This window comes from Paenibacillus lignilyticus (genome assembly GCF_017942085.1).
Lineage (GTDB): Bacteria > Bacillota > Bacilli > Paenibacillales > Paenibacillaceae > Paenibacillus_Z > Paenibacillus_Z lignilyticus.
Window position 1 is genome coordinate 358,760 of the sequence record NZ_JAGKSP010000003.1, and the last position, 13,642, is coordinate 372,401.

The 13,642-nt window shown below is 53.4% G+C and carries 11 protein-coding genes; 2 read left to right on the forward strand and 9 right to left on the reverse strand.

All coding sequences use genetic code 11. The features are described 5' to 3' along the window. Position 1: 1 nt before the first annotated feature. Both I8J30_RS11205 and I8J30_RS11210 read right to left on the reverse strand, forming a co-directional pair. On the reverse strand, positions 2-424 hold the full coding sequence (locus I8J30_RS11205; protein WP_210658229.1) for an SRPBCC family protein: 423 nt from the start codon (positions 422-424) through the stop codon (positions 2-4). A gap of 162 nt (positions 425-586) precedes the next feature. After that, on the reverse strand, positions 587-733 hold the full coding sequence (locus tag I8J30_RS11210) for a hypothetical protein (RefSeq protein ID WP_177245703.1): 147 nt from the start codon (positions 731-733) through the stop codon (positions 587-589). Between the two features lie 259 nt (positions 734-992). Here I8J30_RS11210 and I8J30_RS11215 point away from each other — a divergent pair, with 259 nt between their 5' ends. Beyond that, the gene (locus I8J30_RS11215; protein ID WP_338044851.1) at positions 993-1,916 is read left to right on the forward strand and encodes a DMT family transporter; all 924 of its coding nucleotides are present in this window, start codon (positions 993-995) and stop codon (positions 1,914-1,916) included. Between the two features lie 355 nt (positions 1,917-2,271). Here the strand turns inward: I8J30_RS11215 and I8J30_RS11220 are convergent, their stop codons facing one another. The 4 genes from I8J30_RS11220 to I8J30_RS11235 all read right to left on the reverse strand — a co-directional run bounded on the left by I8J30_RS11220 (position 2,272) and on the right by I8J30_RS11235 (position 6,655). Further along, entirely contained in the window at positions 2,272-2,907 is a 636-nt protein-coding gene (locus I8J30_RS11220; protein WP_210658231.1) for a hypothetical protein, read from the reverse strand. Positions 2,908-2,986: 79 nt separating this feature from the next. Beyond that, positions 2,987-4,051, reverse strand: coding sequence for a M42 family metallopeptidase (locus tag I8J30_RS11225; RefSeq protein WP_210658234.1), 1,065 nt, complete (start codon positions 4,049-4,051; stop codon positions 2,987-2,989). Positions 4,052-4,118: 67 nt separating this feature from the next. Continuing rightward, positions 4,119-5,798 carry an ATP-binding cassette domain-containing protein gene (locus I8J30_RS11230; RefSeq protein ID WP_210658236.1) on the reverse strand — a complete coding sequence of 560 codons (1,680 nt, stop codon included), beginning with the start codon at positions 5,796-5,798 and terminating at the stop codon, positions 4,119-4,121. Beyond that, a complete protein-coding gene (locus I8J30_RS11235; protein WP_210658238.1) occupies positions 5,795-6,655 on the reverse strand; it encodes an energy-coupling factor ABC transporter ATP-binding protein in 861 nt (286 codons plus the stop codon). The genes I8J30_RS11230 and I8J30_RS11235 overlap by 4 nt, the downstream gene beginning before the upstream one ends. A 96-nt stretch (positions 6,656-6,751) precedes the next feature. Between I8J30_RS11235 and I8J30_RS11240 the strand changes: the two genes are divergently transcribed. After that, positions 6,752-7,399, forward strand: a complete 648-nt coding sequence (locus I8J30_RS11240) for a biotin transporter BioY (protein ID WP_210658240.1) — start codon at positions 6,752-6,754, stop codon at positions 7,397-7,399. A gap of 24 nt (positions 7,400-7,423) precedes the next feature. Here the strand turns inward: I8J30_RS11240 and I8J30_RS11245 are convergent, their stop codons facing one another. The 3 genes from I8J30_RS11245 to uca all read right to left on the reverse strand — a co-directional run bounded on the left by I8J30_RS11245 (position 7,424) and on the right by uca (position 13,613). After that, the gene (locus I8J30_RS11245) at positions 7,424-8,014 is read right to left on the reverse strand and encodes a hypothetical protein (protein WP_210658242.1); all 591 of its coding nucleotides are present in this window, start codon (positions 8,012-8,014) and stop codon (positions 7,424-7,426) included. Positions 8,015-8,160: 146 nt separating this feature from the next. Continuing rightward, positions 8,161-9,963: an allophanate hydrolase gene (atzF, locus tag I8J30_RS11250; RefSeq protein ID WP_210658243.1), complete on the reverse strand. Its 1,803-nt coding sequence runs from the start codon at positions 9,961-9,963 to the stop codon at positions 8,161-8,163. After that, positions 9,960-13,613, reverse strand: a complete 3,654-nt coding sequence (gene uca / locus I8J30_RS11255; protein WP_210658538.1) for an urea carboxylase — start codon at positions 13,611-13,613, stop codon at positions 9,960-9,962. Before uca ends, atzF begins: the two co-directional genes overlap by 4 nt. Positions 13,614-13,642: the final 29 nt, after the last annotated feature.

Consider the following 13,642-nt stretch of genomic DNA (forward strand, 5'->3'; position numbering starts at 1 on the left):
ATTAAGCCTCTACATACTTGCCGAGTGCTTGGTGGATTCCCACCCAGCCCCCTTTCATCCGCTCGCGTACGACGGCATGAGGCATTCCGAATTCGTTGACATAATCGGCTTTCCAGCCGGAATGAATGAGGGTACATTCGGTTTGATTGTCGCCGATCGTTTGAAGCGTAATCGTAAGCACCCAATCCTTGCCCCAGGCAAAAGAAATCCGATTAGGCTCGTCCACTTCCTTCACAACGCAAGGCTGAATGCCGAACGGACCCGCATCGATCTTAAATTCATGCCCGACTTCCGCTACCAAATCATTTGGCATGAACCATACCGAAAGCCCTTCCGAAGTCGATATAGCCGCCCACACCTTTTGGATCGGGGCTTTGAAAATCCCGGTCTGAATGATATCCGGCAATAGGTTTTCTGTTTCCATCCCATCAATCTCCTCTTGAAAATACTTTATCCGCGTCCCAGAACAACCGAAGTATGTGCGTGTGCTGCGATTTCCACCGTTCCCGCAACTATAGGCAATCAAAAAAAGCGAAACCATTTGGTTTCGCTTTAATTATAGAATGTTTATTGTTTACATGTCAAACTAGCTGTTCTTCTTCCCTTGCTCATTCTCTACATTATGATCTTCCCAGCGTCTGGAGTAGGCTTTATTGGTAACCCAAATTGTCATCCACGTCACAATGATCGCGATAATTGCAGCTGCAATCCATACCCCTGTCGGAACACCCATTCTCAGTCTCCCCTTTATGTTCTGTACTATACTGCTGATTCTTATCCAAATCATATCATTTACACGTGCCTTGCGGCGCACGGACAAATGAACACATTTTGACGAATTCCGAATCGTCTGCTGTTCATTACGATGTCCAAGCGTCCGACGGTATACAGATGCCAAATAGTCTCTTTCCCTTGCGAGGACAAGCCTTTGTGTGCATAATGAGAAAGGTCGCTTCGCGCATGATGACGGAGCAGAAAGAAGGAACCTCACTGTGAAAATTTCGATATCCTCTAAAATGTCCATTTCTCCCGTATTCCCGCTCATTGTTGGAATGCTGGCCATCTCGTTTGCACCGATCTTCGTGAGGTATTCCAATGCGCCGGTTTCCGTCCAAGGGATGTACCGGATGCTGTTCACTTTTATTCTCATGCTGCCATTCGGCGTTAAGCAGCTTCCCGGCATAAAAGCCATCTCGCGAAAAGATTGGCTGTTGCTCCTGGCAGCGGGCTTCTTCCTCGCCCTCCACTTCCTGCTCTGGATGGCATCTTTGACCTATACCTCGATTGCCAGCTCCACCATCCTATTGGCGCTGGAGCCTGTGTTCGTCATGGTCGGCGCCTTTCTATTGTTCAAGGACAAACCGCGCAAGTTCGCGGTTATCGGCATGATCGTCGCACTGATCGGGGCCATCAGCATCGGTTCCGGTGATATTACACTGTCACAGCGTGCGTTCTTCGGCGACAGCTTGTCTTTCTTCGGGGCATTAGCCGTTGCCGTGAACATGCTGATCGCCAAACAAATTCTGAAGCGCGTCTCCTCGTTCCTGTACAGCTTCATCGTATTTGGCGTCACAACGGTATGCTTCGCCATTTATAATGTGGCAACAAGTACCCCGATGTCCGGATACGCAGATCGAGAGTGGATCGTGTTCCTGCTGCTTGCGATCGTTCCGACCGTATTCGGTCATATGATCTTTAACTGGCTGCTGAAGTATGTCAAGCCAACCACGATATCCATGTCCGTGCTCGCAGAGCCGGTCGGTGCCAGCTTGCTAGGCATGCTGCTGTTCCGTGAGATGGTTACGGGCTTCCAGCTCATCGGCGGCGCCTTCGTCATCGCCGGGCTCATCCTCTATATGCGAGCCGAGAAACAAACCCATCCGGTTGAAGTTGAGAACGAAGCGCTCAGCGCGTGACTAAGGGCTCTCCGATCCGTCATCAAATTTGACGGATCGGAAAGCCTACTTTTTTCTCTCTCGCCCGCCCCAATAAAAACGCTAACGAATCCCACAGGTCTTATTTCGCCAAAATGATCGCTTTAAATTTTCTAACGAATCGTACAAGCGTTATTTCCTACCGAAATACTGGTTTACGCTCCTTTTGCCCCAAATAAGACCTCCACGATTCGTTAGAATGATTTATAGCGATTTCCCTCTAAATAAGACCTCTACAATTCGTTAAAGCATAATCGAAGCTGCTTCACTTCAAAACAAAAAGCCGCCTCAAAGCGCATAAATGCACGCTTGAGACAGCTTTATATGCTTCTTACAATTACTCCAAGCCGTGCTCTTCGCGAATACGGTACAAGCCTTGGATAATCGGTTCTGCCGGGTCGCGATTCAGCAAGTGATGCGCAATCAGCATGTGGAGCGGCAATGCGCAGACGTTGTTGCCATCGGAGATGGACGTAAACCCTGCTTCAAGCACTGCGCCATGCTGTTCGTTCAAGTCCAGATCAACATGAACCTGCTCGTCCGGGAATTCTTCGCGAATGGTCTTCGCGCAGTAAGGCACGATAATGTTGTCGATGAGCGCTTTCGCCTCATCTTCGGATTGCGGAGGCATTGGAAGCAAACGCTCGCCGCCCGCATCCATCAGATCCAAGAAGAACGACGACATCCAAAGCGCCGGATCTTCGTTGTTTTGGAACGTGTTGAGCAGCTCGCGCATGAAGAAGCCGCATGCATATTTGTGTCCGTCTTTCACTTCGATTTTGTATGTGAAGATCGGCCCATACACTTCATGGTTCAACACTTGTCCGTCAACCTGGTCTTCTTCGAATTTAAAACGAAGCGCTCTTAGCGCGTTCTCGTGAAGCGCTTGAATCAAACGTTGGATTTCTTCTTCAGGAATACCTGCCGCTTGCTCTTGCGTTTCGTTTTGATTAGATACATCGTTAGTTGTCATCGTCTATTCACCCATCATTCATCATATAATGTTCGTTTCCTAATTGTCTACTCGTAATTTTTCCTATTGCAGCCTCTATTTATGAGCGAGGCTCCAATAAATAGGCCAACAGCAATGCCGCTGTGTTCAATACAGCATCGCTATGCGTGCGTTCCATGCTGTGCGAGGCATGTACGCCCGGCCCGATTAACGCCGCCTTGATGTTGCTTCCGCCGCGCAGTGCAGCCGAAGCGTCTGAGCCATAATGCGGATAAATATCGATCGCATAGGGAATGTTCTCACGCCCGGCCAGCTCAATTAATTTCGAAGTCATGAAATAGTCGTAAGGTCCGGAAGAATCCTTCGCGCAGATGGACACATCGCGCTCGGTCGTCGAGAGATCATCGCCGATCGCCCCCATATCGACAGCGATCATTTCGGTAATATCCGCCGGGATATTCGAGCTGCCATGACCTACTTCTTCATAAGTCGAGATGATGATCTTAACCGTACGGAGCGGTGATTTACCTTCGCGCTTCAGCCACTCTAGAAGGCCGAATACGGCGGCCACACTCGCTTTGTCATCCAAGTGTCTCGACTTTATGAGTCCGTTCGGGAAGAATCGCGTGCGCGCATCCCAACTGATAATATCCCCGGGAGCAATGCCCAGCTTTTGCACATCTTCCTTCGTCTTCACAAGTTCATCGATACGAATCTCCATATTGGCTTCATCGCGTTTCAAATCGCGAACATCGGAGAATACGTGAACAGACGGTTTCGTTGTCAGCACGGTGCCATCATACGTGCGCCCATCACGCGTGTGAATGAGACAGTATTCGCTCTCTACCGTATGCATGGAATAACCGCCGATCGGCGTGAACCGGAGCGTACCGGACGGCTTAATGGACCTTACCATTGCACCCAATGTATCCACATGGGCGGTAATGGCGATAACCTCGTTATCTTGAGGGTCGGAACCTGGTATCGTTATAATGCCGTTGCCTTTAGGGGTCAGCTCCAGCGCGTAACCCAGCTTGGCTGCTTCCTCTTGAATAATGCGCATGATCGTCATGCAAAATCCGCTAGGGCTCGGTGTTGTCAGTAGTAGCTCCAGCAGGCGGTGAATGTAAGCTCGATCGAGCTGAGGTTGAAGCGGTTCAGTCATAGCTTGCCAGACACTCCTTTCAGAAAGTTAACACTTGTTCTATCATAGCCGATTCGGAGCCATATGCCTATTGCCACATCCAGAAAATGACCGGAATGGCGGAACCTACCGCTGCCAGAACCGTGTCTCGTCCCTTCCAGTGCTCGGTTATCAGCAGCGTCGGCTGCCTTTCTTTGCCAACACCTCTGCTCTCGAGCGCATCGGAAACCTGTTCGCCAAGCCGGAACAAAGCCAGCATGAACGGAATGGACGTTTCCTGAAGCCGTCTGAATGAGCCCCCCGCGGAACGCTCTGTTTGTTTCCCTCTTGCCGTTGCGATACGCGCGAAACGCTCCCATTCCGATAGAAGAACCGGTATGAATCGAAGCAGCAGCGTAATGGTTAGCAGCAGCTTCGTCACCCAGAGCGGTACTTTCCCTACTTTTGAAAACAATTGTTCCAGTGATCGTCTAAGCCTCAGCGGTGTAACAGCCAAGGGCAATCCGAAGCCAAGCAGCATCGCAAGGAGCGGCCGCAGAAGGGATTGCAGCGACACGAGTGCGGCTTCCGTGCTCCAGAAGCCGCCACCTTCCTGCGGACCGAGTCCGGCAATGAGCGCAACCGAGAACGTGAACGCAGTGAGTGCCATAATCGCGCTGCGCCAGCGACGCAGCGGAATTTTACCGAAATGTATCGCAGCTGCAACAACCAGTGCCATAGCTCCCAGACCGGACCAGGTGGACTGAAATAGGATCGCGGCAGAAACCAGAATATAAGTGATCCAAACCGATCTCGGATCAAATAAGGATAATGGCGATGGTTGTCTATCTGAATCTCGCAAAGCGAACGGCGCCCTGGTATCACGCACGGTAGGCGGCGTGTTCGGCCGAAGCAACTTGATGTTCGGCTTCACGATATGGCCAGCTTCGTGTGCCAACGCGGCCGGATCCCACACCTGCTTGGCCGGTACGCCAAGGCAAGCGAATTGATGGGCTACACGCAGCCAAGCGGGTATGTCCATGCCGGCATCCTCCAGCCAATGGGGATTCAGGAGAAGCTCTTCCCTGCGGCAATGCCTTACACGCCCATCCGTGTGCATAATGATCACCGCAGTAGCCAATTGCAGCGCCCAGTCGCTCTCATGTGAAATGAGGAGCACGCCTTTTCCACCCGCTGCTTGCTGTTTAAGCTGCGCACCGAGCTGCTCATGACCGGCAGCATCCAGCCCGGCAGTCGGTTCATCGAGCAGCAGCCATGAAGCCGGCGGTGCGAATAAACAGGCTAATGCGGTTCGCCTGCGCTCCCCGCCGCTCATAAAGTATGGATCACGATCCAGCCACGCTTCATCCCAACCGACAGCGGCCAGCGCCTCGCTTGCCCTGCGATTGCGATCATCTTCATCAAGCTGATAGGGACGCATCACATACTGCAGCTCATCGCGAACCGTTCGTGCAAACAATTGCTCTTCCGGCGATTGGCAGGAATAACTATAACGGAGCATGGCCGGCCGATTGCGTTCTGTTTTCATTCGTCCTAAGCGCGAACGCCGCTCCGTCCACAACGGATGCGAATCATACGATACGGCGATGCCTTCCGACTTCGTAAGGCCGGCGATTGTTTCCATGAATCTGGTTTTGCCGACGCCATTAGCGCCAATGATGATGGTGATAGACCCTTGCTTCAATCGCAATTCATGCTCATGAATGGCGGGCATCTCATTATGTACCCCTGAAGGCACCTGCTTCAAACCGACAATATGCAAGGTCATCGCGGCACCGCCTCGATTCGAGCAAGCGCCTGATCCCATTCTTCCTTCGTTTCCGGATAAGGCCGCTTAAGCTTTCCAAGTCTCCCCAGCTCCAGCGCTAAGGCGGATAAGTAGGGTAATCGAAGTCCGACTGTTTGGCATGGCGTCGGCCCTTGCCCGACTTGTTCTTCCGATCCATATAGGAACTCCTCGCCTTTCCCGTCGAAAACAATGCTGCCGCCCAGCATAGCAACTACGCGCGCTGTAGACGTCATTTCTTGCAAACGCTGCGTTACCCAGACGATCGCAGTGCCTCGTTGATGAAGCTTCTTCGCTAATCCTTGCACGAGCACCATCGATTGCTCATCGAGCATGGATGTCGCTTCATCGAACACGATTAGCGACGTCTCGCCGGCCGAAGCGGCCGCCACGGCAGCCAACTGTCTTTGTCCGCCGGACAGGCGGTTCCAGGGGATATCCCCTATTGCCGAAAGTCCGGTAAAGGTGAGTATTTCCTCCGTCCGCAGCATAATTTCATGAGGAGGCATGCCGCGCCATTCCAGCGCAAATCGAATTTCCTCTCGAGGTGTTTCGGCGAATAATTGGGCATCCGGCTGTTGCATCACATAAGGTGACGGCCCGTTCCCTGCGAAACCTCGGCTCCAAGTTCCTTGTACGCCTTCAATTGTTAACCCAGCCAGCAATCTGGCCAGCGAGGACTTCCCGCTCCCGTTCACTCCGGCAATATTCACCCATTCTCCGGGCGACAGTTCAAAATCAATTTGCTGCAGCCGCGGGCTGCTATCCCCGTTATCCAAAAGCCGATCTATCGAAACATCCTTCAAGATCAGACGTTCATCATATGTAGATTGCCTCATGAAAATCCCTCTTCCCAAACGGATTAACCCATGTTATGATTTCAATTGTTAACCATAATATGATAACAAGGTTAACATTAGAGAGGAGAATTTTCAATGGAAACGACTTCAAGCTCCAAATCAAATTCAAACAACTCATCTTCTGCTGTACTCGCCCCTATTTCGGATAGCGGACAATCCGGAGCAACCTATTGGATTCGCGGTATCGTATTCACAGCACTGTTCGCAGCTCTCTTCATCGCATTTGGTTATATCAGCATTCCGCTCGGTTTCACAACGGTTCCGATCACGCTGCAAACCTTCGCCATCATGTTGGCCGGCGGTTTGCTTGGCGCACGATTCGGCTTTTGGAGTATCGCCATTGTCGTCATCCTTACCGCATTTGGCCTACCGCTTCTGCACGGCAACGGAGGTCTTGGCGTAATTTTCGGCGCAACAGGCGGATACATATGGATGTTCCCGCTTTCGGCCTTATTCATCGGATTGGCAAGCGACCGCATCTTCGCACGCACGAACAAACTCAATCGCAGCCAGTATGTTATGCTGTTCCTCAGCTTGGTGTTGTTTAGCGTAATCCTCGCCTATGTCGGCGGCGTGCCGTGGCTTGCCTATAAGGCCAATTACTCCTTCGCCAAAGCGATGGTCAACGGCTGCTACCCGTTCTTGTTCGGCGACATGGTCAAAGCGATTGCCGCTACATTCTTGATCGCGACACTACGTCCATTGCTTCCGAAACTCCGTTAATACGGAGACGTTATAGCTCTGCCGTCAGCCGGCCTGCCGCTTCACTTTCTGTTCAATCAGAACGCGAAGCTCGCGCAGCGTCGGCTTTCTTATGCTCACAACGACATTTCCCTTGTCGATCTCAATGCCTTTGATATGCAAGAGCTCCGGCAGCTGCGATCCAAGCGGAATGACAATATCGTCAAAATACCCCTTCGACAAGGAAATCCCGCGCAGCTTCGCTTCATCGACCTTTGCGACTAAGTTTGGCTCGTTCCACTCCAGCTTGTAGTAGATCGCGATTCCTACCGGCAATCGATCCCTCAGCTTCAAGTTTAAATGCGCAACCAGACGTTCCCCCTCCAGATTAAATCTGGCGCCGGTAATGAGGACACCCGGCTGGTACTCCGGTTTCAGCCGAATCGCGGCTTTCCCGATATTATCGATGTCTGCCTCCGAGAGCACAAATGACGTTTTCAGATTCTTGATCATCGTCAACGCCCGTTCCAAGAGCGGCACTTCATTAAATCGCAGATCCAGCCGCTCTGTCGGCTTCACGTACATAACAGCTCCGAAACCGGCAGCGACAACGAGCGCCAGCAGTACGATTAATGTAATCCCGATTTTCTTAAGCACAAGTCTTCACTCCGATCTCATTCCTCCTATTATACGCTCCCCTCCGTTTCCCCTTCCACTGCCGCTTTGAACAGCTGGATAAAAAAATACAAGCCGGTCCCCTTATGGGGAAAAACTCGGCTTGCATACCTTTAATACAATTTCCACTATTGCGCTACGGCGTTGCGCCACGATCCGTACGCAGATATATCTTCCGCGCCAAGCTCCGCATACGCTTCGCAAATAAATCCGGGCACTTCCGTGCCATCGCTCAGCTCAACCTTGCCGATGCCGAGCGGCGCCGGTATAGACGCAGCGAAGCCGCCGAAGGAAGCTATCGGCATCTCCCAAATTTCGAGCGTAACGGCGGATCCGCCATGCTTTTGCTTAATCATCCCCGGCTTCGCGGGCGTGGTTGGAAGCCTCACGAGCCGATATTTAGCCGCACTCTCGGCTTCTCGAACAAAAGAAGCCCCGCAAGCAATCATTTGCTTCTCAAGCGGGAAACCTCGCATATGAAGACCGCATACCGCAACCAATGTCGTTGCCGGAGCTTCTACGGATGATCGCGTCTCAGTTGGTTTTACATCATCTGCAGGCTGTAGACCGCCGTCAAAAGCGGATTTAAACTGTTTTGCAGCGCTGCATAGGAAGGATTCACTCTCCGCGGTACCGAACAACGTCACGCCAAACGGCAAATCCGTATCCGCATCGCCGGCTTGAACCGCAACGGCGCACAGATCAAGTAAATTGCAATGGTTCGTATAACGTCCCATATCGCTGTTCGTGCTGATCGGATTCGCTCGCACCTCATCGCGCGTCCATGTTCCGCCGCATGTCGGCAGGAACAATACCGCGTCTTTCAGCAGGTGCTTGGCTTCCCGTTTTAATGCTTGCAGCTTATGTGCGGCTTGGAAGACCGCCGCTGCGGTATAGTCCGGTGACGCACCGGTACGAAGCACCTGCTCCGTTACAGGGAACGCGGTTCCGGGATGATTCTCGATGAACGGACCCAGATCCGCCCAGCGTTCCGCCACCCAGGGTCCTCCGTAAAGGATCGCCGCAGCCTCCGCGAACAGATCGAGCTCTACATAGGCAACAGGCAGCCCCATCGCTTCAACGACCGCAACTGCTTTCGCCCATGCTCGCTCGTATTGATCCGCGAACGGTCCGTAGAAGGCAGGCGTCCCCTTTGGTAAACAAACCCCTGCCGGAAGCTTATCCGTGAACGGATGCGCAATCTCGCGCGACCATGGGTCAGTCTCTTCCAAGCCGCGGGCAGACAAGTCCACCGCCAGCGCATCGTCAAGGTTATGCGCGAAGACCGTGACGCAGTCCAAGCTCGCACATGCCGGAACAACGCCTTTTGTCGGCCATGCACCAAGGGTCGGTTTGTAGCCGACCAAGCCATTCAGCGCCGCTGGGACTCGTCCGGAGCCGGCCGTGTCCGTGCCCAGCGCGAAAACCGCTTGCCCCCGCGCTACCGACACGGCCGAGCCGGAGCTGGAGCCGCCGCTAATCAGCTCGCTTCGCAGCGCATTATGCGTTTCGCCATAGGGACTTCGCGTGCCGACTAGGCCGGTGGCGAACTGATCCAGATTGGTTTTGCCGATGGGAATGGCTCCGGCATTTATGAGTCGCTGTACCACAACAGCGCTGGCACCCGGGGTATAGCTGAATTCCGCACAAGCGGCTGTTGTCGGCACACCTTCTAAATCGATATTATCTTTGACGGCGAAAGGGATCCCCCAGAGCGGCGAGCTCTCCGGGGTAATCGTTGCCGTTAACCGATCGAGGTAAGGCTCAATCAGCGCCATAGACGGCGGTGTAATCCATATATTCATCTCCGCATCCGCTTCGGCTCGGCGAATGATCTCGGCAATCACATCAGCAGGCTTCAGAAGCCGCGCGATATATTGTTCTCTGAGCCATTGTGCGGTCAGTCGACTTGGCCATTCTATCGTGGTCATATGCTCAGCGCCTCTCTTTCCCGTGCCTTCACGAGTCCGACAATCAATTGACCCGTATGCACTTCATCACCCGGTTTGACGAAGATCGATGAAACAACCCCATCGCATGGAGCCGTTTGGGTAAACTCCATCTTCATGCTCTCCTCGATAATCAGCGTTTCGCCTTTCTTCACCTCTTGGCCCGGATTTACAAGCACCTTCCATACACTTCCGGGCATCGTGCAGCGAACCGCAATCGTTCCTTCCGGCAGCTCATCCTCCGGCGTTTCTTTACCCGCATCGTGCTCCGAAATAAATTCGGCGAGTCCGAGCGCTTTCCAGTTCTCCCGCTCTGCTTGAAATGCCGCTTGCTGCATCGATTGGAATTCAGCCGTGCTCTCCTTAATCTCATCGAGGAATGCCAGGTAATCGCTTAACTTGAACGTCGTTTCGGTAATATCCGCCTCGAACCGTCCGCGAGTGAAATCTTCTCGCAATCGCAGAAGTTCATCAGCCGTTACCGGGTAGAACCGGATTTGGTCAAAGAACCGAAGCAGCCAAGGCTTGCCCGGCTGGAAGCTCTCCGTTTGCCGGTTCAAGTTCCACATTTGGATCGTCCGGCCAACGAATTGGTAACCGCCGGGACCTTCCATGCCGTATACGCACATGTAGGCGCCGCCGATGCCAACCGCATTCTCCGGCGTCCATGTCCGTGCCGGATTATATTTGGTCGTGACCAGCCGATGGCGCGGATCGATCGGCGTCGCCACAGGCGCTCCGAGGTAGACATCGCCAAGGCCCATCACCAGATAATTCGCCTCATGCACGACTTTAAACACTTCATCCAGATCGCCGAGGCCATTGATGCGACGAATAAATTCCAGGTTACTCGGACACCAAGGGGCATCCGGACGAACATTTTGCTGATATCGTTCGATCGCCAGCTGCGTTGCGGGATCATCCCATGAGAGCGGCAAACGAACAATTCGTGATGGAACCTCAATCGTTTCAAGCGGCGGCAGACCGGAATCCAACTCAAGTATTCGCTCGCACGCTTCTCGTACGGTGGTCCGTTTCGGATCAATATGCACTTGAAGTGAGCGAATGCCCGGCGTCAAATCCTGTACCGGTATGAAGCCGGTTTCCCGGATCGCTTGCATCAGCGCGTGTACTTGGAAGCGAAGCAGTAAGTCCAGCTCCATCTCGCCATACTCCACCAAAATATTCTCATCCCCGCTGCAACGGATCGTAATCGGGAATCTGCGGTTAGCCGATTCTTGCTTCAATAAAGGGTATTCCGGCGACAAGTATTCGGATTCGGTTTCCGGCAAGCCAAGCGGGACGAGGCGATCCCATTTCCCTTGCCCGATCGCTTCCAGATTGCTTTCTTGTTCCTTGCGCAGACGGTCAGCCTCATCGAGAGACAACAGCCGGAAACGAACGCGGTCACCGGGATGCAGCTGACCCAGCTTCCAGAATTCCGCGGACGCAGTCGTCACCGGACATACGAAGCCGCCTAAGCTGGGACCGTCAGGTCCAAGCAGAATCGGCATATCCCCCGTCAAATCCAACGTTCCGACCGCATAAGCGTTGTCATGGATATTCGATGGATGCAGGCCAGCTTGGCCGCCATCCTCCCTAGCCCATTGCGGAGCAGGTCCTATTAGTCGAACGCCGGTCCGGGAGCTGTTGAAGTGCACCTCGAAGCTTGTTTCGGCAAGCTCTTGGAGGTAAGTAGGCAGCAGATATTCCGCCGTACAGTGCGGTCCGGGAATAACGCCAACCGTCCAAGTGCGAGTCATCGTCGGCAGATCCGACTCTTTCAGCAATACTTCCGCTCCGGTTAGAGGAACTTGCTGCATGCTCCGATTGACGCCAAGCACATCCCCTGCGCGAAGCGCGCGCCCGCCATGGCCGCCGAAATTGCCAAGTGTAAATGTCGCGGAGCTGCCTAGAATACGCGGCATATCAAACCCGCCGGCAACCAGCAAATAGCTGCGCATACCTGCTTTGGCTTCGCCGTAGCTCAGCACTTGACCTTTGCGAGCATGGATTGGCTGGTACAGCGGCACAGGAGCCTCATCAAGCACCGCGTCCATATCAGCCCCGGTTAAACAAATCCACATATCCTCCCGGAACTTATACGCACCGCCGCGAAGCGTCAGTTCAAGCCCTGCTGCATCGTCGGCATTGCCAAGCAGCTTGTTCCCCATACGGAACGACAGCGGATCCATCGGACCGCAGGGAGGGACGCCAACATCCCAATACCCTGTACGCCCCGGCCAATCCTGCACCGTCGTTTGCACTCCGCCATCTATGACTTCAAGAGCAAGCTCAGCCGGCTCAAACGTATTCAGAAGCTGTGTATATACGTTACCGCTTAAGCAATCTTCATGACCAAGCAGCGCTTTGACATATTGCAGATTTGTCGTGACCCCATAGAGACGCGTCTCATCAATGGCTTGAATCAGCTTTGCGATGGCATCCATCCGGTTGGCGCCGTGAACGATGATCTTTGCCAACATCGGATCGTATAAGGTGGTCACGGTAATGCCGTCTCGTACCCAGGATTCAATGCGCGCATGTTCGGTGAATTTCACTTGATCGAGCTTCCCTGCGCTCGGGCGGAATTGCTGCAGACAATCCTCTGCATAGATACGCGCTTGGATACTGTGGCCAACAGACGGTTTGATCAAGGACTCCAGCCCTGTCAGCTCGTTCGCCGCTTCACGCACCATCCATTCCACTAGATCAAGGCCAAGCACTTCCTCGGTCACGCCATGCTCCACTTGCAGCCGGGTATTCACTTCCAGGAAATAAAACGCACAAGATTCCGGGTCGTACAAATATTCAATGGTTCCCGCACTGCGGTAGCCCACCTCTGCGGCAAGCCGCTTCGAGGAAGCGAACATTTCTTGACGCACATGCTCCGGTAGATTCGGTGCCGGACTTTCTTCAATGACCTTCTGATTCCTACGCTGAATGGAGCAGTCGCGTTCACCTAAAGTCACGACCTCACCGAAGCCGTTGCCGAAGATTTGCACCTCTACGTGACGGGCTCTGGCAATATATTTTTCCAGAAAAATGCCGCCGTTCTTAAAGTTGGTCTCCGCTAGGTAACGAACACCGTCGAAAGCAGCAATAAGTGCGCTCTCATCCGCGCAAACCCGCATGCCGATTCCGCCGCCGCCGGCCGTGCTCTTCAGAATAACGGGATACCCGATTTCTTCCGCCTGCACGAGTGCTTCGTCCAGCTCAGAGATCAGCGCCGTTCCGGGCAGCATCGGCACACCGGCACGTTCCGCGATTTCGCGGGCGGAGTGTTTCAGACCGAACATCTCCATTTGCTCCGGTGTTGGTCCGATAAATACGATTCCACGCTCGCGGCAAGCACGGGCGAACGCGGCATTTTCGCTGAGAAACCCGTAACCCGGGTGGATCGCCTGTGCGCCGGTATCCAGGGCGGTTTGGAGAATCCGATCCACGTCCAGGTAGCTTTCTTTGGCAGGACCGCTCCCGATTAATACCGCTTCGTCTGCGCCATCGACATGAAGGCTGTCTTGATCTGCCTGCGTATAGACGGCAACGGATTGGATGCCAAGCTTGCGAAGAGTACGTTCAATTCGAACGGCGATTGCGCCGCGGTTGGCGATAAGAACTTTAGTGAACATGGACATGGTGTTTCCCTCCCGTAATGGAA